Source organism: Ramlibacter tataouinensis (genome assembly GCF_027941915.1).
GTDB lineage: Bacteria > Pseudomonadota > Gammaproteobacteria > Burkholderiales > Burkholderiaceae_C > Ramlibacter > Ramlibacter tataouinensis_C.
The window spans coordinates 2734442-2757090 of the sequence record NZ_CP116009.1 but is presented as its reverse complement, the minus strand read 5'-3'; the positions used below and the strand labels follow the sequence as shown (position 1 = coordinate 2757090).

The 22649-nt window shown below is 73.0% G+C and carries 18 protein-coding genes; 11 read left to right on the top strand and 7 right to left on the bottom strand.

Annotation, left to right across the window (positions count from 1 at the left end; translation table 11 throughout):
* Nucleotide 1: 1 nt before the first annotated feature.
* On the bottom strand, nucleotides 2-1303 hold the full coding sequence (locus PE066_RS13065; RefSeq protein WP_440480531.1) for a PQQ-dependent sugar dehydrogenase: 1302 nt from the start codon (nucleotides 1301-1303) through the stop codon (nucleotides 2-4).
* A gap of 63 nt (nucleotides 1304-1366) precedes the next feature.
* Between PE066_RS13065 and PE066_RS13060 the strand changes: the two genes are divergently transcribed.
* Nucleotides 1367-2107 carry an alanyl-tRNA editing protein gene (locus PE066_RS13060; RefSeq protein ID WP_271232973.1) on the top strand — a complete coding sequence of 247 codons (741 nt, stop codon included), beginning with the start codon at nucleotides 1367-1369 and terminating at the stop codon, nucleotides 2105-2107.
* Nucleotides 2108-2145: 38 nt separating this feature from the next.
* Nucleotides 2146-4302 (top strand): protein-disulfide reductase DsbD family protein, encoded by a 2157-nt coding sequence (locus PE066_RS13055; protein WP_271232972.1) that lies wholly within the window; start codon nucleotides 2146-2148, stop codon nucleotides 4300-4302.
* A 38-nt stretch (nucleotides 4303-4340) separates the two neighbouring features.
* Here PE066_RS13055 and PE066_RS13050 read toward each other — a convergent pair whose 3' ends face one another.
* Nucleotides 4341-6752 carry a glycoside hydrolase family 5 protein gene (locus PE066_RS13050; RefSeq protein WP_271232971.1) on the bottom strand — a complete coding sequence of 804 codons (2412 nt, stop codon included), beginning with the start codon at nucleotides 6750-6752 and terminating at the stop codon, nucleotides 4341-4343.
* 79 nt (nucleotides 6753-6831) lie between these two features.
* Between PE066_RS13050 and PE066_RS13045 the strand changes: the two genes are divergently transcribed.
* Both PE066_RS13045 and PE066_RS13040 read left to right on the top strand, forming a co-directional pair.
* Nucleotides 6832-7323: a CoA-binding protein gene (locus PE066_RS13045; protein WP_271232970.1), complete on the top strand. Its 492-nt coding sequence runs from the start codon at nucleotides 6832-6834 to the stop codon at nucleotides 7321-7323.
* A 1-nt stretch (nucleotide 7324) separates the two neighbouring features.
* Entirely contained in the window at nucleotides 7325-8647 is a 1323-nt protein-coding gene (locus PE066_RS13040; protein ID WP_271232969.1) for an O-acetylhomoserine aminocarboxypropyltransferase/cysteine synthase family protein, read from the top strand.
* Nucleotides 8648-8726: 79 nt separating this feature from the next.
* Here the strand turns inward: PE066_RS13040 and PE066_RS13035 are convergent, their stop codons facing one another.
* Together PE066_RS13035 and PE066_RS13030 are read right to left on the bottom strand one after the other, a co-directional pair.
* Nucleotides 8727-9527, bottom strand: a complete 801-nt coding sequence (locus PE066_RS13035; RefSeq protein WP_271232968.1) for a general secretion pathway protein GspB — start codon at nucleotides 9525-9527, stop codon at nucleotides 8727-8729.
* Nucleotides 9528-9577: 50 nt separating this feature from the next.
* Entirely contained in the window at nucleotides 9578-10708 is a 1131-nt protein-coding gene (locus tag PE066_RS13030) for a tetratricopeptide repeat protein (RefSeq protein WP_271232967.1), read from the bottom strand.
* Between the two features lie 95 nt (nucleotides 10709-10803).
* Here PE066_RS13030 and hemE point away from each other — a divergent pair, with 95 nt between their 5' ends.
* A complete protein-coding gene (gene hemE / locus PE066_RS13025; RefSeq protein ID WP_271232966.1) occupies nucleotides 10804-11895 on the top strand; it encodes a uroporphyrinogen decarboxylase in 1092 nt (363 codons plus the stop codon).
* 343 nt (nucleotides 11896-12238) lie between these two features.
* Nucleotides 12239-14290, top strand: a complete 2052-nt coding sequence (locus PE066_RS13020; protein WP_271232965.1) for a primosomal protein N' — start codon at nucleotides 12239-12241, stop codon at nucleotides 14288-14290.
* 131 nt (nucleotides 14291-14421) lie between these two features.
* Here PE066_RS13020 and rsmI read toward each other — a convergent pair whose 3' ends face one another.
* Nucleotides 14422-15327 carry a 16S rRNA (cytidine(1402)-2'-O)-methyltransferase gene (gene rsmI / locus PE066_RS13015; protein WP_271232964.1) on the bottom strand — a complete coding sequence of 302 codons (906 nt, stop codon included), beginning with the start codon at nucleotides 15325-15327 and terminating at the stop codon, nucleotides 14422-14424.
* A gap of 14 nt (nucleotides 15328-15341) precedes the next feature.
* Here rsmI and PE066_RS13010 point away from each other — a divergent pair, with 14 nt between their 5' ends.
* The 3 genes from PE066_RS13010 to PE066_RS13000 all read left to right on the top strand — a co-directional run bounded on the left by PE066_RS13010 (nucleotide 15342) and on the right by PE066_RS13000 (nucleotide 16482).
* Complete coding sequence (locus PE066_RS13010) at nucleotides 15342-15728, top strand: YraN family protein (protein WP_271232963.1); 387 nt, start codon at nucleotides 15342-15344, stop codon at nucleotides 15726-15728.
* Nucleotides 15729-15823: 95 nt separating this feature from the next.
* Nucleotides 15824-16120, top strand: coding sequence for a DUF4242 domain-containing protein (locus PE066_RS13005; protein WP_271232962.1), 297 nt, complete (start codon nucleotides 15824-15826; stop codon nucleotides 16118-16120).
* Entirely contained in the window at nucleotides 16117-16482 is a 366-nt protein-coding gene (locus PE066_RS13000; protein WP_271232961.1) for an Hpt domain-containing protein, read from the top strand. Before PE066_RS13005 ends, PE066_RS13000 begins: the two co-directional genes overlap by 4 nt.
* A 190-nt stretch (nucleotides 16483-16672) precedes the next feature.
* Here the strand turns inward: PE066_RS13000 and PE066_RS12995 are convergent, their stop codons facing one another.
* Nucleotides 16673-19936 carry a PAS domain-containing hybrid sensor histidine kinase/response regulator gene (locus PE066_RS12995; RefSeq protein ID WP_271232960.1) on the bottom strand — a complete coding sequence of 1088 codons (3264 nt, stop codon included), beginning with the start codon at nucleotides 19934-19936 and terminating at the stop codon, nucleotides 16673-16675.
* Between the two features lie 226 nt (nucleotides 19937-20162).
* Between PE066_RS12995 and PE066_RS12990 the strand changes: the two genes are divergently transcribed.
* Nucleotides 20163-20762 carry a phosphoheptose isomerase gene (locus PE066_RS12990; RefSeq protein ID WP_271232959.1) on the top strand — a complete coding sequence of 200 codons (600 nt, stop codon included), beginning with the start codon at nucleotides 20163-20165 and terminating at the stop codon, nucleotides 20760-20762.
* On the top strand, nucleotides 20759-21400 hold the full coding sequence (locus PE066_RS12985) for a BON domain-containing protein (protein WP_271232958.1): 642 nt from the start codon (nucleotides 20759-20761) through the stop codon (nucleotides 21398-21400). The genes PE066_RS12990 and PE066_RS12985 overlap by 4 nt, the downstream gene beginning before the upstream one ends.
* Before the next feature lie 146 nt (nucleotides 21401-21546).
* Here PE066_RS12985 and PE066_RS12980 read toward each other — a convergent pair whose 3' ends face one another.
* Nucleotides 21547-22449, bottom strand: a complete 903-nt coding sequence (locus PE066_RS12980; RefSeq protein ID WP_271232957.1) for an NAD(P)-dependent oxidoreductase — start codon at nucleotides 22447-22449, stop codon at nucleotides 21547-21549.
* Nucleotides 22450-22649: the final 200 nt, after the last annotated feature.

Sequence of the window (22649 nt, the reverse complement as noted above, 5' to 3'; positions counted from 1 at the left end):
CTCAGCGCGCCGGCGCCACCCGCCAGACGGCATTGCCCACGTCATCGGCTACCAGCAGCGCGCCGCGTGCATCCAGCGTCACGCCGACCGGCCGGCCCCAGGCCTTGCCGTCCGGGCTGAGGAAGCCGGTGAGCACGTCGCGCGGCGGGCCGGCCGGCCTACCGTCCTCGAACGGCACGAACACCACCTTGTAGCCGGACAGCGGGCGCCGGTTCCAGGAGCCGTGCAGGCCGATGAAGGCGCCGGCGGCGAACGGCGCCGGCAGGCGGCCATCGGCGAAGGCGAGCCCGAGCGGCGCGACGTGGTTGCCCAGCGCATAGTCCGGCACCACGGCCTGCGCCACCCGCTGCGGCTGCGGCGGCTGCACGCGCGCGTCCACGTGGGCGCCCCAGTAGCTCCAGGGCCAGCCGTAGAAGCCGCCGTCGCGCACCGAGGTCAGGTAGTCGGGCACCAGGTCGCTGCCCAGTTCGTCGCGCTCGTTGACCACGGTCCACAGCACGCCGCTGGCCGGCTCCCAGGCCAGCCCGTTGGGGTTGCGCAACCCGCTGGCGAACAGGCGCCTGGCGCCGGTCGCCACGTCGATCTCCCAGATCGCCGCCCGCCCCTCTTCCTCCGCCAGCCCGTTCTCGGCGGCGTTGCTGTTGGAGCCCACCGTCGCATACAGCTTGCGGCCGTCGCGGCTGGCCAGCAGGTTCTTCGTCCAGTGGTGGTTGCGCCCGGCCGGCAGCGTGGTCAGTTGCTGCGGCGCCGCGGTCACCTGCGTCTGCCCGGGGGCCAGCGGAACACGCACCACCGCATCGGCATTGGCCACGTACAACCGGCCGTCCAGCAGCGCCATGCCGAACGGCGAGTGCAGTCCCTGCAGCAGCACCGATCGCGTTTCGGCCACGCCGTCGCCGTCGGCGTCGCGCAGCAGCGTGATGCGGTCGGCGCTGGGCACGCCGGCGCCGGCCCGCTTCATCACCCGCTGCATGGCCCAGGCCCGCAAGCCGCCGGAGCGGCCTTGCGGCGGCGGCGGCTGGTTGCTCTCGGCCACCAGCACGTCGCCGTTGGGCAGCAGGTACAGCCAGCGCGGGTGGTCCAGGCCGGTCGCGAAGGCGGTCACCTGGAAACCGGGCGCCGCGATCGGCCGTCCGCCGGCCGGCCAGCCCTCGGCCGGCGCGATGTTCACGGTCGGCAGCAGGCCGGATCGCGGCGCGGGCAACTGCGGGGAAGGGCCGACCGTCGCCGATTCCGGCAGGCGCCCCAGGTCGACGCAGCCCGCCAGTACGGCCAGCGCCAGAAAAGGTAACAGTCGGTTCACTCCGCGCAGTCTGGTTGTCCCCGCGCAGGACGGCTGTAGGTCCAAACCGCGACAATCCGGACCATGACCGAAGAGCTGTTCCGCGACGACGGCTACCTGCGCGAGTGCGAGGCTGGCGTGCTGTCGGTGGGCGAGCACGGGATCGTGCTGGACCGCACCGTGTTCTACCCGCTCGGCGGCGGCCAGGCCGGCGATGCCGGCGTGCTGGCGCTGGCCGGCGGCCGCACGCTGGCGATCGCCGACACCCGCAAGGCCAAGGACGAGCAGGGCCAGCCGACCGGCGGCATCTGGCACGTGCCGGCGCCGGGGCAGGACGGGCTGCTGGCGCAACTGAAGCCGGGCGACCGCGTGGTGGCGCGCATCGACTGGGACCGCCGGCACCGGCTGATGCGGTTCCACACCACCACCCACCTGCTGTGCCACCTGGTGCCGCAGCTGGTCAACGGCTGCTCGATCACGCCCGACTACGCGCGGCTGGACTTCAACATGACCGAGCCGCTCGACAAGGAGCAGCTCACGGCCGGCATCGCGCGGCTGGTGGCGGCCGCCCACCCGGTGGCGATCGGCTCGATCACCGACGAGGAACTGGACGCCAACCCGGCGCTGGTCAAGAGCATGTCGGTGCAGCCGCCGCGCGGCACCGGGCGCATCCGCACCATCCGCGTCGGCGGCGCCGAGCTGGTCGACTACCAGCCTTGCGGCGGCACCCACGTGGCCAGCACCGCCGAGATCGGCGCCGTGGTGGTGACGAAGATCGAGAAGAAGTCCGCCAGCACCCGGCGGGTGGTGCTGGGAATGGCGTGAAGCGGAACTTCATTCCACGGCCGAGCTCGGACACGGCGATGACGTTCGTCCTTCGATGGCTGCTGGCCGCCTGGCTGCTGGCGCTGGGCGCCGCCACGGCCCAGGCCCAGGCGCCCGCCGCCGGGTCCGCGGTCGTCACCACCGACCAGGTGCGGGCCGAACTGCTGGCCCATGCGCCGCAGGGCGTCGCGACCGACCAGCCGCTCTGGCTGGGGCTGCAGCTGAGGCACGCACCGCAGTGGCACACCTACTGGAAGAACCCGGGCGATTCGGGCCTGCCGACGCGGCTGGAATGGACGCTGCCGCCGGGCGTGCTGGCCGGCGACATCCAGTGGCCGGTGCCCAAGAAGATCCCGATCGGCACCCTGGCCAACTACGGCTACGAAGGCACGGTGCTGCTGCCGGTGCCGCTGACCGTCACGCCGGAATTCAAGCCGTCGCCGTTCGCGCCCGAACTGGAAGTCAGGCTCAAGGCGAGCTGGCTGGTGTGCCGGCTGGAATGCATCCCGCAGGACGGCGAATTCACGCTCAAGGTGCCGGTGCGCGGCAGCACCGCGCTGCACGGCTCGGCTTTCGAAGCCGCGTTCGCCGCCCAGCCGAGGCCGCTCGCGCCCTCCGGAACTTCCACCGGCAACACCGCGCAGATCGCCGATGGGGCGCTCGACATCCGCGTGCACGGGCTGCCGGCGACGGTGCGCGGCCAGACGCTGCAGTTCCTGCCCGAGACGCCCGAGGTGATCGAGACCGCCGGCGCCTGGACCCAGGCCTGGCAGGGCGAGGTCTGGACCGCCCGGGTGCCGCTGTCGCCGCAGCGCAGCGCCAGCCCGCAGCCGATGCCGGTGGTGCTGGCGGCGGGCGATCGCGGCTGGCACACCGAGCTGCAGGTGCTGGGCACCTGGCCGGCCGTGGCGGCACCGGCCACCGTGTCACCGGCGCTGGCCGAGGCGCTGCGCAACAACGCCGCCGCGCCGGCGGCGCCGCCCGGTCCCGGCATCGGCCTGGCGGCCGCGCTGCTGGGCGCCCTCATCGGCGGACTGATCCTCAACCTGATGCCCTGCGTGTTCCCGGTGCTGGCGATCAAGGTGGTCGGCTTCGCCTCGCACGCCGGGGACGTGCGCCGCCATCGCATCGCCGGGCTGGCCTACACGGCCGGCGTGGTGCTGTCGTTCCTGGCCCTGGCCGGGCTGATGCTGGCCTTGCGCGCCGCCGGCGATCAGCTCGGCTGGGGCTTCCAGCTGCAGTCGCCGCTGGTGGTGTCGGCGCTGGCCGCCCTGTTCACCCTGATCGGGCTGAACCTGGCCGGCGTGTTCGAGTTCGGCTCGGTGCTGCCGGGCTCGCTGGCTTCGATGGAAGTGCGCCATCCGGTGGGCAACGCCTTCCTGACCGGCGTGCTGGCGGTGGCGGTGGCCTCGCCCTGCACCGCGCCGTTCATGGGGGCTTCGCTGGGGCTGGCGGTCACGCTGCCGGTCGGGCAGGCGCTGCTGGTGTTCGCGGTGCTGGGCCTGGGCCTGGCCCTGCCCTACCTGCTGGCCAGTTTCGTCCCGGCGCTGGCGCGCCGGCTGCCGCGGCCCGGCGCCTGGATGGACGTGTTCCGCAAGCTGATGGCCTTCCCGATGTTCGCCACCGTGGTGTGGCTGGTGTGGGTGCTGGGCCAGCAAAGCGGGATCGACGGCGCCGGCGCGCTGCTGGCGCTGCTGGTCGCGCTGAGCCTGCTGGTGTGGACGCTGACCCTGCGCGGCCGCACCCGGGCGGTGCTGGCGGCCGCCGCGCTGGCGGCGCTCGTCCTGGTGGGCTGGGCGGCCCTGCCGCAGCTCACGCAGCCGCTGCCGGCGGCGACGGCGGCCCGGGCCTCCGAGGACGGCTGGCAGCCCTGGTCGCAGGCCAAGGTCGAGCAACTGGTGGCGCAAGGCCGGCCGGTGTTCGTGGATTTCACCGCCGCCTGGTGCGTGACCTGCCAGTTCAACAAGAAGACCACGCTGACCAACCCGCAGGTGCTGGCCGGCTTCGAGCGCCAGGGCGTGGCCCTGCTGCGCGCCGACTGGACCCGCCGCGATCCGGCCATCACGGCGGCGCTGGCCGCGCTCGGCCGCAACGGCGTGCCGGTCTACGTGTACTACCGCCAGGGCAGCGCGCCGGTGGTGCTGTCCGAGGTGCTCGGGGTGCAGGAAGTGCTGGCCGTCATCGGCCCGCTCTGAACGGTTCCGCGCGCAGGCAGGCCTGACCAGCGCCTCGCTCAGGCCGCCAGCGCAGCCAGGTAGCGTTCCAGCACGCCCAGTTCCGCCTCGCTCGGCCGGCCCCTGCCGGCGATGGCGCCGAACACCAGCCCGCGCAGGCTCTCCTGCGGGTAGTGGTCGACGAAGCCCCAGCCGATCAGCATCTGGTCGAACACGGCCGGCGCGAAGCGGTCGCTGCCTTGCGCCACCGGCCGGCCGTCGATGCGCAGCGCTTGCGAGCCCGGCGCGCTGGTCAGCGCCAGCACCGCCCGGCCCGGCTGCAGCCGCTCGGGCGCGCGCAGCACGGCCTGCCGGCCGCCCGCGTCGGTCCAGCGGGCCAGCGCCACGCCGCCTTCCAGCAGCAGTTCGCTGGCCTGGCGCGCCTCGGCGCGCGAGGCCTGGAACACCACGCCGCCGGCATTCGCCCGCGGCAGCCGGATCGCCGCCAGGGCGAAGTACTCGCCCTCGAGGTCGTAGGGCACGCGGTTGCGCGGGTGCGGCTGCACGCCGGCGGCCGGCGCGCGCTGCTTGCACCACAGTCCCCAGGCGCCCGGCGCCGCCGTGTCGATTGCCCGGCGCCCCTCGACCACGCGCAGCAGCGGCGGGCGGATCGCTCCGGCATCCGGGTTGTCGGTGTTGATGAAGCACAGCATCTCCATCGCGCTGGCGGTGCTGGAGCCGAAGCCCGAATCGGCCACCGCGCGCACCGGCTGGCCGTCCTGCGCCGGCGCGCCGCCCACGTAGTCGGTCCAGGCGTGCGCCATCTCCCACTTGCTGGCGCCGTAGCGGGCCAGGATGGCATGGGCGGCCTCGGCCAGGTCGCGCCCGGCGTGGGCCACCGGGTCGGCCAGCGCATACACCTTGCGCGGCGGCGGCACGGCGATGCCTTCGGCGACGTAGCCGAGCGTCGCGATGCGCCCGGGCTGCGGCGTGAAGCGGTAGCGGGCGGCGGTGTTGGCGCCGGCCGGCAAGGTGATGCGGTCGGCCGACAGCTTGCCACTGCTGGCGCGCACGCCCACCGTCAGCGGCTCGCGCAGCCAGCCGCGCGCCTGCAGCGTGATCTCCACCGCGCGGCCGCCCTCGGCCCAGCCCGGCCCTTCGTCGTACAGCGTGGCGGCGGCAATGCCGGCCGCCTGCTGCATCGGCCCGGCCACCGCCGGCACCAGGGTGCGGTCCTGGTACCAGCCGGGCACGTGGTGGATCGGGTAGTTGCGGATCGGCCAGTGGTTGCCGCCCATCCAGCTGTAGACCTCCACGCCGTCGCGCGCTGCGCGCGCCAGGGTGCGCTCGAACATCGGCTGCCAGCGCGGGTCGTCCACCGGCATGCCGATCTCGGTCAGCGCCAGCCGCAGCCGGTGCTCGCGCGCCCAGTCGCCGGCCATGGCCAGGCGCTTGGCGCCGGTGTCGGCATCGATGGCACGGCCGCCCAGGCCGGCGCTGAAGCCCTTGCGGCGCTCGCTGTCGTAGTCGAAGGCGTGGCCGTTGCTGGCCGCGTCCAGGTACAGGTGCACCTCGTACACCAGGCGCTCGCCGGCCAGCGGAAAGCCCGGGTTGCGCCCGGCCATGGACATGGCCGAACTCCACTCGTTGCCGCCGACGTAGATCGGCGTGCCGCCGTCCACCTGGCGGATGGCCTCGATCGCCGCGCGCGCGTAGGCCGGCCAGATCGCCAGGTCCTCGCCGCCGCCTTCGCTCGCTTCGGTGCCGCCGGGCCGGGGCAGGTCGTGCGGCTCGTTCATCAGGCCGAAGCCGGCCAGGCCCTTGTGGCCCTGCCAGCGCTGCGCGGCGCGGCGCCAGACATCGGCGAAGTGGGCCTGCGTCAACGTGGCGCCCGGGGCCAGCGAGAAGATGCGCTCGCGCAGGCCCTGCGGGTCTTCGGTGAAGGCGCGGTGCAGCGGCGTCAGGCCCCGGCGCAGGCCGGGCACGCTGCCATCGTCGCGGTAGCGGAAGTCGCGGTAGCGGCCGTAGTTGTGCAGGTCGAGCAGGCAGGTGGCGCCGACCGCCGCATGCGCGTCCAGCACGTCGGTGATCAGTTGCGCATAGAGCGGGTGGAACGCGCCCGGCTCGCCGACCAGCGCGCGGGCGGCGGCGTCGGGCCGGCTGTCGAACAGCACCGGCTGCAGCAGCTCCCACAGCACCGGCAGCCGGTTCCGGCGAAAGCCCTGGGCCGCCAGCCAGGCGATGTCGGCGCGGCGCGGCACCGTGAAGTGCAGGTTGGGCAGGGTGCTGTTGCCGCGCCGGATGCCCGGCTGTGGCCACTCCATGCCCGACAGGTTGGTGCCGATGGAAAAGCCCGGCTGGGTGGCCTGCGCCTCGCCGTCCCGCCCCAGGCAGCCCGGCAGCGCGGTGGCTGCGGCGGAGGCGGCGGTGAACTTGAGGAGCAGGCGGCGGCGGATCGGCGGCAGGATGTCGTCGGTGTCGTCAGGTTGCACGCGGTTCACCTTAGGCTGAGCCAGCGTGCGGGCAGGTAGGACGGCGGCGCGTTTGCGGGGCCCTGCGTACACTGGTCGCATGAGCTCCATCAGCGATCTGCGGCGCATCCTGGCCAGCTGCCGCACCCTGGCCGTGGTCGGCCTGTCGCCGCAATGGCACCGGCCCAGTTTCTTCGCCGCCAAGTACATGCAGGCGCACGGCTACCGCATCGTGCCGGTCAACCCCAAGGCCGACGAGATCCTGGGCGAGCGCTGCTACCCGAGCGTCACGGCCGCCGCCCAGGCGCTGGCGGCGCAAGGCACGACGATCGACATGGTCGACTGCTTCCGCCGCAGCGAGGACATCCCGCCGATCGCCGACGAGGCCATCGCCATCGGCGCCAAGTGCCTGTGGCTGCAACTGGGCGTGGTGCACGAAGCCGCCGCGGACAAGGCGCGCGCCGCCGGCCTGGACGTGGTGATGGACCGCTGCGTCAAGATCGAGCACGCCCGCCTGTTCGGCGGCCTCAACTGGGCCGGCGTCAACACCCGCGTGATCTCCGCGCGCCGGCCGCAGCAACTGCCTTATTGACATGGCCCAGGACCACGATTTCGGCTTCGGCACCCGTGCCATCCACGCCGGCGCCATCCCCGATCCGGTGACCGGCGCGCGCGCCACGCCGATCCACCAGACCACCAGCTTCGTGTTCGACTCGGCCGAGCACGCCGCCAGCCTGTTCAACCTGCAGACCTTCGGCAACGTCTACAGCCGCATCAGCAACCCCACGGTGGCGGTGCTGGAAGAGCGCGTGGCTGCACTCGAAGGCGGCCGTGCCGCGCTGGCCTGCGCCACCGGCATGGCGGCGCAGATGACCGCCCTGCTGGCGATCCTGAAAGCCGGCGACCACATCGTGGCGGCGTCGACGCTGTACGGCGGCACGGTGGGACAGCTCGGGGTCGGCTTCTCCCGCCTGGGCATCGAGACGACCTTCGTCGACCCGCGCGACCCCGACCAGTTCCGCCGCGCGATCCGCTCGAATACCCGGGCGCTGTACGGCGAGACGCTGGGCAACCCGCGCGTCAACGTGTTCGACATCGAGCCGGTCGCCGCCATCGCCCACGCCCACGGGCTGCCGCTGGTGATCGACAACACCGTGGCCAGCCCCTACCTGTGCAACCCGTTCGCCTTCGGCGCCGACATCGTGGTGCACAGCGCCACCAAGTACCTGGGCGGGCACGGCACCACCATGGCCGGCGTGCTGGTGGAATCCGGCAAGTTCGACTGGGGCTCGCCGCTGTCGCGCGACAAGTTCCCCGAGATGCTGGAGCCCAGCCGGGCCTACCACGGCGTCAGGTTCCACGAGACCTTCGGCGACTTCGGCTACACCATGAAGGCGCGCATGGAGGTCAACCGCACCTTCGGCGGCACGCTGTCGCCGCTGAACGCCTGGCTGATCCTGCAGGGCATCGAGACGCTGCACCTGCGCATGCAGGCGCACTGCCGCAACACCCAGCGGGTGGCCGAGTTCCTGAGCGAGCATCCGCTGGTCGGCTGGGTCAACTACCCCGGCCTGCCCGGCTCGCCCGACCACGCGCTGGCGAAGAAGCAGTTCCGCGCCGTCGATGGCCGGCCCGGCTGCTCGGGCATCCTGACCTTCGGCATCAAGGCGCCCGACCCGGCCAAGGCCGGCGAGCGCTTCATCGACGCCTGCGAATTCCTCAGCCACCTGGCCAACATCGGCGACGCCAAGACGCTGGTGATCCACCCGGCGTCGACCACCCACCGCCAGCTCGACGAAGCCGAGCTCGAACGCGCCGGCGTCGGCGCCGACATGGTCCGGCTGTCGGTGGGCATCGAGGACGTGGACGACATCCTGTGGGACATCGACCAGGCGCTGCGCAAGGCGGTGGCCTGAGCGACCGGGCAGGCAGCGCCGGGCATCGCCGGCGCTGCACTTCGATCCGGGCGCGCGCCCCTTCCGAGGCTGGCGACGCTCAGAAGTACACGTCGTAGTTCTGGCCCCGGAAGCCCAGCACCGCGCTGTCCGGCTGCACCTTCTGCAGCGTCACGCCCGAGCCCAGGTCGGCCCCTTCCCGGAACACCTGTCCGTTGACGATCAAGCGGCGCTGCGCCGGATCGGCCGAGTACACCGAGCCGGTGATCACCAGCCGCGGCGCGTCGGGCGGCAGGCCTTTCACCGCGGACTGCGCCGGTGCCGGCGCAGCCGCGGCCGGGCCGCCGGGCCGCGGCGCGCTGAAGGGCTGGGTGGCCGGCGCGGGGCTCATGGCCGGCGGTGGCGGTGGCACCGGTGCCGGCGGTGGCGGAGCCGGTGGCGGAGCGCTGGGGGGCGGCGCCATGCCTTGCGGCAGCGCCGGGCCGCCGGCGCGCGCCGTGCCCGTCTGTGGCGGCGGCGCGCTGCCTTGCGGCGCCCCGCCCGGCAGGGGCATGGACGAGCCCGCGCCGGCGTCGTCCGGCCGGCCGGCGCCGCCAGCGGGCCCTGCGCCCATGACGGCGGTCGAGGGAGCCGGCGGCTGCACGATCACCGGCGCCTGGGGCTGCACCACCACCGGCGCCGCGGGCTCCATCACCAGGGCGGGCGGCGGGGCCGGCGCGGGTACTGCAGCGGTACCCGCCGGCAAGGGGGCCGGTGCTGGTGCGAGCGCCCCACTCGCGCCGCTGGCGCCGAAGGGCCGGCCGCCGAACGGCTCGGAGGGCGTCACCTGCGCCGCCGCACTGGCGGCGGCCAGTGCCGCCGCCACGGCCAGGAGCCGGGAAGGGATGACAGGACGATGCATGGCTGGCCTTGCTCCTTGTGGCAGGCCCGGTCCGGCGCAGGCGGCCGCCGCTACCCGCCGGCGGACCCGCGGGCCGGCAAGCCGGCAGCGCCGCCCTTGCGCAGCCAGGCGAACAGCCCGGCGACGGGCTGGCCAGCGTCCATCCTCAGGGGCCCGCGCTCGATCGCTTGTAGTTCGAAGCCGCATGGTCCCGCCAGCGCACGGACATAGGCCTCGCCATGCGCATAGCGCAGGCTGGACTGCAGCACGAACCCGGGCCGGTCGCCGGCATCCTCGAGCGAGAAACAGAACTCGCCGCCGGCCTCGAGCACCCGGGCGGCGCCCTCGAACACGCGCTCGAGCGCGCCGACGTAGATGAACACGTCGGCGGCCAGCAGCAGGTCGTAGCGGCGCCCGGTGCTGCCCAGGAACCCGGCCAGATCGCCCGGCTGCACTTCGTCGTACAGCCCGCGCCCGCGCGCCTGCTCGACCATGCGGGGCGACAGGTCGATGCCCTCCAGCCGGTCGCAGCGCGCGCGCAGCAGCGGCGCGCACAGGCCGGTGCCGCAGCCCAGATCGAGGGCGCTGCGATAGCGCGCCCGGCCCAGCCCGGCCGCCAGCACCTGCGGCGCCCGGTAGCCCAGGGCGCCCGCCAGGTGCTCCTCGAAGCCCTCGGCATAGCTGTCGAACAGCGTCTGCACGTAAGCGGCCGGCGGGGCGGGCGGGGTGTCGTCGCCGGCCTGCACGGCGGCCAGGCCGAAACGCACCAGCTCCGGGTCGGCCCCGTGCGCCAGCGCCTGCCGGTAGGCGCCGGCGGCCTCCTCGATCGAGCCGAGCTCGCGTGCCAGCGTGGCGCGCAGCAGCCAGCCGGCCCCGCTGCCCGGCGCATGGTCCAGCGACTGGCGCACGGCGTCGAGCGCCGCTTCGCGCCGGCCCATCTCGGCCAGCGCCGCGGCCAGGTGGCCCAGCGCTTCGGCGTTGTCCGGCTCCTGCTGCAGGACCTCCTGCAGCAGCTGCGCCGCTTCCTCCACCCGGCCCAGCTTCAGGCGGGTGGCCCCCAGGTTGGTCAGGGTCGAGAGGCGGCCGGGCAGCAGCGACAGCGAGGCGCCGAAGTCGCGCTCGGCCGCCTCGAAGCGGCCGGCCTGGTAGTGCCCCAGGCCCTGCAGGAAGAAGGCCTTGGCCTGTTCGAAACGCGCGTCCATCGGGCCGCGATGATAGGGGCGCCGGTCGCGGCCCGGACGACCCCGGGCCGGCCGCCGGAACCGTCCGGCGGGCTCACGCCTGCGACAATCGGCCCATGTCTTTTGCCCCCTTGAAGAACGACACCTTCCTGCGCGCCTGCCAACGGCTGGCGACGCCCTACACCCCGGTCTGGCTGATGCGGCAGGCGGGCCGCTACCTGCCGGAGTACCGGGCCTCGCGGGCGCGGGCGGGCAGCTTCATGGGCCTGGCGACGAACCCCGACTACGCCACCGAAGTCACGCTGCAGCCGCTGGACCGCTACGCGCTGGACGCGGCCATCCTGTTCTCCGACATCCTGACCGTGCCCGATGCCATGGGGCTGGGCCTGGATTTCGCCGCCGGCGAGGGTCCGCGCTTTGCCCGCCCGGTGCGCGACGAGGCCGCGGTGCAGGCGCTGGCCGTGCCCGACCTGGACAAGCTGCGCTACGTGTTCGACGCCGTCACCTCGATCCGCCGGGCGCTCGCTGGCCGGGTGCCGCTGATCGGCTTTTCCGGCAGCCCCTGGACGCTGGCCTGCTACATGGTGGAAGGCCGCGGCTCGGACGACTACCGGCTGGTCAAGTCCATGCTGTACGGCCGGCCCGACCTGATGCACCGGCTGCTGCAGGTCAACGCCGACGCCGTCACCGCCTACCTGAACGCGCAGATCGAGGCCGGCGCGCAGGCCGTGATGGTGTTCGACAGCTGGGGCGGCGTGCTGGCCGACGGCGCCTTCCAGGACTTCAGCCTGGCCTACACCCGGCAGGTGCTGGCGGGCCTCAAGCGCGAACACGAGGGCCAGGTCATCCCGCGCATCGTCTTCACCAAGGGCGGCGGGCTCTGGCTGGACGAGATGGCGGCGCTGGACTGCGACGTGCTGGGGGTGGACTGGACCGTGAACCTGGGCCGGGCGCGGGCGCTGGTCGGCGAGCGCAAGGCGCTGCAGGGCAACATCGATCCCAACGTGCTGTTCGCGCCGCCCGAGCGCATCGACGAAGCGGTGCGCGCCACGCTCGCCAGCTTCGGGGCGCCCCATGCCGGCGCCGGCACCGGCCCCACCCACATCTTCAACCTGGGCCACGGCATCAGCCAGCACACCCCGCCCGAACATGTGCAGGTGCTGGTCGAGGCGGTGCACCGGCATTCGGCCCGGCAAGTCGCCGCCTGAAGCCACGTCATCGGGACATACCCCAGTGGACGGGGCGACGAGCGGGCCGGCGCGGCTTGACTTATGCACAAAAACCGTGTTGCGGCGCAACGAGTGAGCGTTGCCGCACACGGCCGCGCTACGAAACCCATAGCTGCGCTAAGTGCTTGATTTTCTTGATGTTGTGAGAATGCCGCTTTTGCGTGCAGTCCAGCCAAATCCTTGATTTTTCGGGGGTTGCCGAGCTCGACGCAGGTTCTATCAACAAAGTTATCCACAGAAATCCTGAACAGAGGCAAAGAGCTTGCAAATCAAGGACTTGGCTGACATTTCGCAGATCGGCCTGAGGAAGCCGGCGTAACGGATGGCCGAGCCCCTGCATCGACTCGCGATCGTGGTGCCGACGCCGGCCCACAGCACGGTGGGCGGGCCGCTCAGCTATCGAAGTGAGCTCCCGCTTGCAGCCGGTACCCTGGTGCGCGTGCCGCTCGGCCGGCGCGAGGTGCTGGGGGTGGTCTGGGGCGAGGCGCCGGACGAGCCGGACGGGCCGGCGCGCGAGGAAAAGCCGGTGGCCGGCGTGCTGGACGGGCTGCCGCCGCTGGCCTCGGCCTGGCGCGAACTGGTGGCGTTCGCGGCCGCCTACTACCAGCGCAGCCTGGGCGAGGTTGCGCTGGCGGCGCTGCCGCCGCAACTGCGCGAACTCAGCCCCGAGCAATGGCAGCGCCGGCTGCGCCGCGCGGCCGCCGCCGGCGGCGGCGCCGCGGTCGATCCGGCGCCGGCCCTGACCGACGAGCAGGCCGCCGCGCTGCAGCGCATCGGCGCCGAACCCGGCCCGTTCCTGCTGCATGGCGCCACCGGCAGCGGCAAGACCGAGGTCTACCTGCAGGCGGTGGCGCAGGCCCTGGGCGCCGATCCCACCGCGCAGGCGCTGGTGATGGTGCCGGAGATCAACCTCACGCCGCAGTTGCAGGCGCGCTTCGGCGAGCGCTTCGGCGACGCCGGCGTGGTCTCGCTGCACAGCGGCATGACGAATCCGCAGCGCCTGAAGGCCTGGCTGGCCGCGCACACCGGCGCCGCCCGCATCGTGCTGGGCACGCGCATGGCGGTGTTCGCCTCGCTGCCGCGGCTGGCGCTGGTGGTGGTCGACGAGGAGCACGACCCCAGCTACAAGCAGCAGGAGGGCGCGCGCTATTCGGCGCGCGACCTGGCGCTGGTGCGCGGCAAGCTCGACGGCGCCAAGGTGGTGCTCGGTTCGGCCACGCCCTCGCTGGAGAGCTGGCAGGCGAGCGAGCGCGGGCGCTACGCGCGCCTGGCCATGCCCTCGCGCATCGGTGCCGGGCCGCTGCCGCAGGTGCGGCTGGTCGACATGAACCTGCAGCCCAAGGGCACGGTCCTCGCGCCGGCGCTGGCGGCGGCGATCGAGGAGCGCATCGCCCGCGGCGAGCAGTCGCTGCTGTTCCTCAACCGCCGCGGCTACGCGCCGGTGCTGGCCTGCACCGCCTGCGACTGGAAAAGCGAGTGCCCGCACTGCAGCGCGTTCCGGGTGTTCCACAAGATCGACCGCACGCTGCGCTGCCACCACTGCGGCTTCAGCGAGCGGGTGCCGCGCGCCTGCCCGCAGTGCGGCAACCTGGACATCGCGCCGCTGGGCCGCGGCACCGAGCGGCTGGAGGAGCACCTGGCGCAGCTGTTCGCCGGCACCCGCCGGCCCGACGGCGAGCCGGCGCGGATCGCGCGCATCGACGCCGACAGCACCCGGGCCAAGGGCGCGCTGGAGGCGCAACTCGGCGCGGTCCATGCGGGCGCGGTGGACGTGCTGGTCGGCACGCAGATGGTCACCAAGGGCCACGACTTCCGCCGCATCACGCTGGTGGCGGCGCTGAACGCCGACTCGGCGCTGTTTTCCAGCGATTTCCGCGCGCCCGAGCGGCTGTTTGCCTTGCTGATGCAGGCGGCCGGCCGTGCCGGACGCGATGCGCGGCAGGCCGGCCACAGCCAGATGTGGGTGCAGACCTGGCACCCGGCGCACCCGCTGTTCGCCGCGCTGAGGCGGCACGACTTCCCGGCCTTCGCCGCCCAGCAGCTGGACGAGCGCGAGGCTGCCGGCATGCCGCCGTTCGCCTACCAGGCGCTGGTGCGGGCCGAGGCCCGTACCCAGGAGGTGGCGCAGGGCTTCCTGCGCGAGGCGGCCGAGGCCGCCCAGCAACTGCCCGAAGCGCCGCACGTCACCGTGTACCCGGCGGTGCCGATGGCGGTGCAGCGGGTGGCCAACGTCGAGCGGGCCCAGATGCTGGTGGAAAGTGCGTCCCGGCCGGCGCTGCAGCGCTTCCTGGCGGGCTGGCAGCCGCTGCTGCAGGCGCGCCGCTGCAAGGGCCTGATCCGCTGGGCGGTGGACGTGGATCCGCTGGCGATCTGAGGGACCGCTCAACGCGTCCTTTCACCCGCGATGCACTCCTCGCGGGCGATTGCGGAGCCGCAGGCGCGTTGGGCTGGATCCTCCGCCTGCGCGGAGGATGACGCAGACGAAACCTCAGGGAGCGGGAAATCTCAACCGCTCTTCAACCGCAACGCCTGCTCGTACAGCGCATTGCGCGGCGCACCGGTGATGTCGGCGGCCAGCTTGACGGCGGTCTTCACCGGCAACTCGGCCAGCAGCAGGCGCAGCACGCGCTCGCCGTCGTCGGCGCGCGCGGCCTGCGCCACGCCGTGCAGCACCAGCGCGAATTCGCCGCGGGTGCGCTGCGCGTCGGCGGCCAGCCAGGCCGGCAACTGCGCGCACGGCAGGGTCGCGACCTGCTCGAACTGCTTGGTGAGTTCGCGCCCGACGGTGACCGGCCGCTCGTCCAGCGCCGCGAGCGCGGCGGCCAGCGCCTCGATCCGGTGCGGCGCCTCCAGCAGCACCACCGCGCGGGCTTCCTGCGCCAGCGCGGCGACGGCGGCGTCGCGCTCGCCCGCCTTGCTGGGCAGGAAGCCGGCGAACACGAAGCCGCCGTCGTGCAGGCAGCCGGCGGCGCTGAGCAGCGTCGTCACGCTGCTCGGCCCGGGGATCGGCACCACCCGCAGCCCGGCGCCCTGCACCGCCGCGGCCAGCCGGGCCCCGGGGTCGCTGACCGCCGGCGTGCCGGCGTCGCTGGCATAGGCGATGCGCTCGCCCGCCTGCAGCCGGCCGATCACCTGCTGCGCGGCCTCGGCCTCGTTGTGCTGGTGCAGCGCCAGCAGCGTGCCGGCGGCGCGCTCCAGCCCGTAGGCACGCAGCAGCGACTGGGTGTGGCGGGTGTCCTCGCAGGCGATGCGGTCGGCCAGCGCCAGCACGTGCAGCGCCCGCAGGCCGATGTCCGCCAGGTTGCCGATGGGCGTGGCCACGACATACAGGGCCCCCTTCGGATAATCCTGGGCGCCCGCCGCTTCGCGGGCGGCCTGCCGGGCGGCGGCGTAGGAAGAAGCGCTGGACAAGGGGACCCTTCGCGATGTTCAGGAGTGCAGCCGGCCGCGCGGCCGGGCCCACCACCAAGGCCGCGGGCGACGCCGCCGAGGACCGCGCGCTGGCCCACCTGCTGGAGGCCGGGCTGCGGCTGGTGGCGCGCAATTATCGGACCCCCGGCCGCGGCGGCGGCGAGATCGACCTGGTGATGCGCGACGGCGCCACGCTGGTGTTCATCGAGGTGCGGCGGCGCGGCCGGCGCGACTTCGGCGGCGCCGCCGCCAGCGTGGGCGCGCTCAAGCAGCGCCGCATCGTGTTCGCCGCGCGCCATTTCCTGCTGCGGTTCGCGGCGCCGCCGCCCTGCCGCTTCGACGTGGTCGCGCTGGAGGAAGGCCGCGTGCAATGGCTGCGCGCCGCCTTCGATGCCGGTTGAGCGCGCGCCCGGCGTGCCGGTGCATTCACCAACGCTGACACCGCGTTACGGCCTTTGGGCGTAGCTTGGAGCGCCCAACCCAGCAGGAGACGACCATGCCGAAATTCGTGATCGAACGAACGCTGCCCGGTGCCGGCAGCCTGAAGCCGGAGGAACTGCAGGCGATCTCGCGCAAGTCCTGCGACGTGCTGGAAGCGATGGGACCGCAGGTCCAGTGGATCCAGAGCTACGTCACCGGCGACAAGATCTATTGCGTCTACCACGCGCAGAACGAAGAGCTGATCCGCGAGCACGCCCGCCGCGGCGGCTTCCCGGCCGACAGCGTCTCGAAGGTGATGGCGGTCATCGACCCGGCCACCGCCGAGCCGCGCGAGCCGGCACTGGCCGGATGACGCAGCTGCCGCCCGTGGTGCCCGGGCTGGACATCGAGCGCGGCCTGCGCCAGTGCGGCGGCCGCACGCCGCTCTACCAGGCCTTGCTGCGCCTGTACCTGCAGCACAGCGGGGGCTTCGGCGCCGAGCTGCGCGGCGCGCTCGCGCGCGGTGACCGCGCCGCCGCCGCGCGCATGGCCCACACGCTCAAGGGATCGTCGGCGCAGGTGGGCGCAACCCGCATCGAGCAACTGGCCGCCGAGCTGGAGTCCGCGCTGCGCGGCCAGGCGCGGGTCGACGACACGCTGGCGCAGCTGGCGCAACTGGAACCGGCGCTGTCGGCCCTGCTGGCGGCGCTGGCGCCGCACCTCGCGCCGGATTGAGGCGCCGGCCTCAGACGACGGGCCGGTCGCCCGGGGCGGTGGCGTCGGCGTTGGTCCACGGGTCGGCGCCGTCCGCCGGGCTGCTGGCGGGATCGGGCAGCGTCACGTCGAGCAGCACCACCTCGGGCGCGCGCGGGGCCGAAAGCCCGCCATCACTTCGGCCCGGCTGGCGACCAGCCGCCCACTTCGATCACGAATGACCGCTTCCTGATTCGGGCGCCGCCGGCTCGGCCTGCAGGCGCGCCGCCAGCGCGGCCACCAGCGAACCGAGCGTCCGCTCCAGCCCGCGCAGCCGCTCCTGCACGGCGGCCGGCGGTTCGTAGTTGCGCAGCGCCACCTCCAGCTGCGCCGCGAACTGCGCCACCGGCGCCGCACCGACGTTGGCGGCCGCGCCCTTGAGCGTGTGCGCCAGCCGTTCGGCGTCGCCGATCTGGCCGTTGGCCAGCGCGTCGTGGATCTGCACCGGCACCGGCCCCTGCCCGCTCACGAAGCGCGCCAGCAGATCGCGGTACAGCTGGCGGTTGCCGCAGGCCACCGCCAGGCCCTGGTCCGCGTCCAGCCCGGCGATGCCGTCCCATTCCGACCGGCCGGTGCGCGCGGCGCCCTGCTGCGCCCTGGCGCCGCCCGCCGGGTGCAGCGGCGCGATCCAGCGCAGCAGGACCGCCCACAGCACCTTGGGGTCGATCGGCTTGGTGACGGTGTCGTTCATGCCGGCCTGCAGGCATTGCTCGCGGTCGTGCGCCATCACGCTGGCCGTCATGGCCACGATCGGCAGCCGCGCCAGCCGGGCGATCTTGCGGATCTCGCGGGTGGCGGTCACGCCGTCCATCACCGGCATCTGCATGTCCATGAAGACCAGGTCGTAGTACGCGCTCTGCACCATCTCCAGCGCGACCTGGCCGTTCTCGGCGACGGTCACCTCCAGCCCGGCCTCGCCCAGGATCTCCTGCGCCACCAGCTGGTTGATGTCGTTGTCCTCGACCAGCAGGATGCGCGCACCGCGGATCGACGCCAGGCAATCGGGCTGCAGCGGCGCGTCGCCGGCCACGTCGACCTCGCGCTCGGCGGACCGCACCCCGAGGGAGCGGGCCAGCACGTCCATGGTGGCGTCGTGCAGCGAGGACGGGCGCACCGGCTTGACCAGCACCGTCTCGATGCCCACGCGCTCGGCTTCCCTCATCAGCTCCTCGCGGCTGTAGGCCGACACCATCATCAGGATCGGCGGCTGCTGCAGGCCGAGCGAACGGATGCGGCGCGCCGTGTCGACCCCGTTGATGCCGGGCATGCGCCAGTCGAGATAGACCACGTCGTACGGGCGGCCCTCGATGGCGGCGGTGCGCACGGCGTCGATCGCCTCCAGCCCGCCGGCCGCTTCGCTCACCTCGAAGGTCATCTCCTGCAGCAGGTCGACCAGCGCCGCGCGGGCGTAGAAGCTGTCGTCCACCACCAGCGCCCGCCGGCCGCGCAAGTCGGGCCGGGGCAGCATTTCGCGCACCTGCCGGGCGCTGACGCCCAGCCGCGCGGTGAACCAGAAGGTGCTGCCCTTGCCGGGCTCGCTCTCGACCCCGATCTCGCCGCCCATCAGCTCGGCCAGGCGCTTGCTGATCGCCAGCCCGAGGCCGGTGCCGCCGTGGGTGCGGGTGATCGACATGTCGGCCTGCGAGAAGCTGCGGAACAGGCGCGCGCACTGGTGGGCGGACAGGCCGATGCCGGTGTCGCGCACCCGGAACTCGAGCAGTGCCTCGCCGCCCTGGCGCTCGCGCACCGCCACGCCGATGCCGACCTCGCCGCGCTCGGTGAACTTGACCGCATTGCCGGCCAGGTTGAGCAGCACCTGGCCCAGGCGCAGCGAGTCGCCCTGCAGCAGGCGCGGAACCTCGGGCTCGGCCTCGATCACCAGCTCCAGGCCCTTGCGCTCGGCCGAGTCGGCCAGCAGGCTGCTGGTGGTGTCCAGCAGCTCCTCCAGGTCGAACTCGCCGCGTTCCAGCTCCAGCTTGCCGGCCTCGACCTTGGAGAAGTCGAGGATGTCGTTGATCACCCGCAGCAGGTGCTGGCCGGCCGACTGCACCTTCTGCAGGTAGTCGCGCTGCTTGGGCCCCAGCTCGGTCTTGAGCACCAGGTGCGACAGGCCGATGATGGCGTTCATGGGGGTGCGGATCTCGTGGCTCATGTTGGCCAGGAAGTCCGACTTGGAGCGCGTGGCCGCCTCGGCCGCGTCCCTGGCGTCGCGCAGCTCCGCCTCGGCGCGCTTGCGCTGGGTCATGTCGCGCGAGACGCCCAGCATGCCGATCGGGGCGCCCTGCGGCCCCCACATCGGCGCGGTCAGCGTCTCGTACAGCACCTCGCGGCCGTCGCCGTGCACGATCCATTCCTCCGTCACGCGCGGCTGCAGGGTGGCCAGCGTGGCGTTGTCGCGCAGCCGGACCGCCGCCGCCCGCTCGGCCGGGTACAGCTGCTCGCAGGTGCGGCCCAGGATCTGCTCGCGCGTGCGGCCCTGGCGCCGGCAGTGCGCGGCATTGGAGCCGAGGTACACGCCGTCCATGTCCTTGTAGAAGATCGGGTCGGGGATGGAGTCGATCAGCGCGGCCAGCAGCGTCTGCTGGCGCGCCGCCTCGCGCTGCGCCGCCTTCTCCTCGGTCGTGTCCTTGACGTTGGCCACGAACATGGCGCGGCCGCCGTGTTCGGCCAGGAACATCGTGGCATCGACGTCGCGCCAGTCGCCGTCCTTGCGCCGGTGGCGGGCGGTGAAGCTGGCGATGCGCCCCTGCGCGGCGCTGCGCGAAACCTCGCGCCGCTGCTGGGCGGAGATGTCGCTGAATTGCTCGATCGACAAGGCCAGCATCTCTTCGCGCGAGTAGCCCAGGTGCTCGCACATCGCCGGATTGGCCCAGGTCACCACGCCGGTCGCGCAATCGATCCACAGCATCGGGCCGGAGTTCTCCAGCACCTGGCTGTTGAAGGCCATCTCGCGCTCGTGCTGCGCCTGCCGGCTCACGTCGCGGTAGATCAGCACGCTGCCGACGGCGCGGCCATGCAGCACCTGCGGATGGACGCGCCGTTCGATCACGCGCCCGTCCCTGAATTCCAGCAGGTCGGTGCTGGTGCGGCGGCGGTCCGCTTCCGTGGCCGCCACCAGGCGGCGGAACCCCTCCGGGTCGACCAGCTGCGCGGCCATGACCTTGCGCAGCGCCTGGGTGTCCAGCTGCTCGAGCTCCAGCTCGGGCAGTCCCCACATCTCGACCGTGCGGATGTTGAAGAAGCGCGTGCCATCGGGGCGTATCACCAGGATGCCGTCGCTGCAGGCGTCCAGCGTCGACAGCAGGCGATCGTTGGTGGCCTGGCACTCGAGCAGCGCCGCCCGGGCGGCGTCGCGCTCGGCTTCGACGCGGGCCAGCCGCTCGCGCAGGCCGGCGATGTCATCGGACGACGGGGAGGCCGGAGGTTCAGGGCGCATCGGGATCTGCGTGGTGTTCCGCTGCGCTGGGGCCAGGATGCAGGTCCGCGGATCCTGTCTCAGCGAACGTCAGCTCATCAATGACTCTAGTAGGCCAACGACGCCATGCTTTAGGCCGATTGCCTAGCCGGGTTACGCCGCGCGCGAAAGGCACGCGGGCGCGTCGGCCCGGCGCCACGGGGGCGTGCGGCGGGGCCGGACAGGGCCTTCGGTATCATCCCCGGCCATGCTCGAACAGCGGATCCAGCAGCATTTCATCGACAGCGCGGACCTGAAGTACCAGTCCGCGCAGGCGCTGAGCAAGCCCATCGCCGCCGCCGTGCAGGCGGTGCTGGCCTGCGTCACCAGCGGCGGCAAGGTGCTGGCCTGCGGCAATGGCGGCTCGGCCGCCGACGCCCAGCACTTTTCCGCCGAATTCGTCGGCCGCTTCGAGCGCGAGCGCCCGGAGCTGGGCGCGATCGCGCTGACCACCGACAGCTCGATCCTGACGGCCATCGCCAACGACTACGACTACCAGCAGGTGTTCGCCCGGCAGGTGCGCGCGCTCGGCCAGCCGGGCGACGTGCTGCTGGCGCTGTCCACCAGCGGCAACTCGGCCAACGTGATCACCGCCATCGAAGCCGCGCACGAGCGCGAGATGAGCGTGGTGGCGCTCACCGGCCGCGGCGGCGGGCGCATCGGCACGCTGCTGCACGAGACCGATGTGCACATCTGCGTGCCGCACGAGCGCACCGCCCGCATCCAGGAAGTCCACATCCTCGCCCTGCACTGCATCTGCGACGGCGTCGATTCCCAATTGCTCGGAGAACAGGAACCCCCCGCATGACCCACCCCTTGCTTCGCTTTGCCGCCGCCGCCCTCGCCACCGCCGCCTTCGCGGCCACCCTGTCCGCCTGCACGCCGCTGGTGCTGGGCGGCGCCGCGGTCGGCACGCTGGTGGCCCTGGACCGGCGCACGTCCGGCGCGCAGCTGGAGGACGAGGGGATCGAGCTGCGTGCCGCCTCCCGCATCCGCGACGCCCTGGGCGAGCGCGCCCACGTCAACGTCAGCAGCTACAACCGCCAGGTGCTGCTGACCGGCGAGGTGCCCAGCGAGGCCGACAAGCAGCAGGTCGCCCAGATCGTCTCGCGCGTGGAGAACGTCAAGGGCATCTACAACGAGCTGGGGGTGATGGGCAATTCCAGCCTGAGCCAGCGCTCGTCCGACACCCTGGTCACCGGCAAGGTCAAGGCCTCGCTGGTCGATGCCCGCGACCTGTCGGTCAACGCCTTCCGCGTGATCACCGAGCGCGGCACCGTCTACATGATGGGCCGGGTCACCCAGCGCGAGGCCGACCGCGCCAGCCAGATCGCCCGCACGGTCGGCGGCGTGCAGCGCGTGGTGCGGCTGTTCGACATCATCTCGGAAGAAGAACTGCAGCGCATCGCGCCGCGGCCGACAGCGGCGTCCAGCTCGGCAAACTGAGGACCTCCCCGTCTTCTCCGCGCGGCAGGCGCGGACCCGAGCCGGCGCAGCCACGCGGGGGGGAAGCCCAGCGCCACCGCGGAACCGGCTTCCCGGGCCGCTGGTCCCCTCAAGGGGAGCGGCCGCAGGCCGCTGGGGGGGTGGGCCTACTTCAATCGCGTGATCAGCGACGACGTATCCCAGCGGTTGCCGCCCATCGCCTGCACGTCGGCATAGAACTGGTCCACCAGCGCGGTGACCGGCAGCCGGGCGCCGTTGCGCTGGGCCTCGTCCAGGCACAGCCCGAGGTCCTTGCGCATCCAGTCCACCGCGAAGCCGAAGTCGAACTGGCCGGCGATCATGGTCTTGCCGCGGTTGTCCATCTGCCAGCTCTGAGCGGCGCCCTTGCCGATCACCTGCAGCACCTGCTCCATGTCCAGCCCGGCGCGCTGGCCGAAGGCGATCGCCTCGGACAGGCCCTGCACCAGCCCGGCGATGCAGATCTGGTTGACCATCTTGGCGAGCTGGCCGGCGCCGCTGCCGCCCAGCAGGGTGAAGGCGCGCGCGAACGCCATGCCGACCGGCTTGACGGCGTCGAAGGCCGGGGCATCGCCGCCGCACATCACCGTCAGCATCCCGTTCTGGGCCCCGGCCTGGCCGCCCGAGACCGGGGCGTCGATGAAGTGCAACCCCTTCGCCGCGGCGGCGGCGGACAGCTCGCGCGCCACGTTGGCCGAGGCGGTGGTGTGGTCCACGAACACCGCACCCGGCTTCATGCCGGCCAGTGCGCCGTCATCGCCCAGCACCACCGAGCGCAGGTCGTCGTCGTTGCCGACGCAGCTGAACACGATGTCGCGGCCGGCCGCCGCCTCGCGCGGGGTGGCGGCGGCGCGGCCCTTGAACTCGCCGGTCCAGGCCTGCGCCTTGGCCGGCGTGCGGTTGTAGACCGTCACGTCGTGGCCGGCCAGCGCCAGGTGCCCGGCCATCGGAAAACCCATCACGCCCAGGCCCAGGAAGGCCACCTTGCGCGCGGGCGTCGGTTCATAGGGGCGGGGGTTGGTGCTGGGCATGGTGTCTCCTTCGTGTGAAAGCGACCAATTCTAGGAAAGACCAGCCCCGTGCGATGCCTCCGCCTGGCCGATGCCCGGCGGTGTGGGCGCTATCGCATTGCGCCGCAGGCGCGTACCGTTCGCGCGGAATAGCATGCAGCGCGAACACCCTTTGACCGAAGAACCGGCTTCGCCGGGCTTCGGTCAACTGACTGAGGAAC

Bases quoted from the DNA above. Each gene is read 5' to 3' on its own strand.
- PE066_RS13060 (WP_271232973.1), top strand. From the start codon at position 1,367: ATGACCGAAGAGCTGTTCCGCGACGACGGCTACCTGCGCGAGTGCGAG.
- PE066_RS13055 (WP_271232972.1), top strand. From the start codon at position 2,146: ATGACGTTCGTCCTTCGATGGCTGCTGGCCGCCTGGCTGCTGGCGCTG.
- PE066_RS13045 (WP_271232970.1), top strand. From the start codon at position 6,832: ATGAGCTCCATCAGCGATCTGCGGCGCATCCTGGCCAGCTGCCGCACC.
- PE066_RS13040 (WP_271232969.1), top strand. From the start codon at position 7,325: ATGGCCCAGGACCACGATTTCGGCTTCGGCACCCGTGCCATCCACGCC.
- PE066_RS13035 (WP_271232968.1), bottom strand. From the start codon at position 9,527: ATGCATCGTCCTGTCATCCCTTCCCGGCTCCTGGCCGTGGCGGCGGCA.
- PE066_RS13030 (WP_271232967.1), bottom strand. From the start codon at position 10,708: ATGGACGCGCGTTTCGAACAGGCCAAGGCCTTCTTCCTGCAGGGCCTG.
- hemE (WP_271232966.1), top strand. From the start codon at position 10,804: ATGTCTTTTGCCCCCTTGAAGAACGACACCTTCCTGCGCGCCTGCCAA.
- PE066_RS13020 (WP_271232965.1), top strand. From the start codon at position 12,239: ATGGCCGAGCCCCTGCATCGACTCGCGATCGTGGTGCCGACGCCGGCC.
- PE066_RS13010 (WP_271232963.1), top strand. From the start codon at position 15,342: ATGTTCAGGAGTGCAGCCGGCCGCGCGGCCGGGCCCACCACCAAGGCC.
- PE066_RS13005 (WP_271232962.1), top strand. From the start codon at position 15,824: ATGCCGAAATTCGTGATCGAACGAACGCTGCCCGGTGCCGGCAGCCTG.
- PE066_RS13000 (WP_271232961.1), top strand. From the start codon at position 16,117: ATGACGCAGCTGCCGCCCGTGGTGCCCGGGCTGGACATCGAGCGCGGC.
- PE066_RS12995 (WP_271232960.1), bottom strand. From the start codon at position 19,936: ATGCGCCCTGAACCTCCGGCCTCCCCGTCGTCCGATGACATCGCCGGC.
- PE066_RS12990 (WP_271232959.1), top strand. From the start codon at position 20,163: ATGCTCGAACAGCGGATCCAGCAGCATTTCATCGACAGCGCGGACCTG.
- PE066_RS12985 (WP_271232958.1), top strand. From the start codon at position 20,759: ATGACCCACCCCTTGCTTCGCTTTGCCGCCGCCGCCCTCGCCACCGCC.
- PE066_RS12980 (WP_271232957.1), bottom strand. From the start codon at position 22,449: ATGCCCAGCACCAACCCCCGCCCCTATGAACCGACGCCCGCGCGCAAG.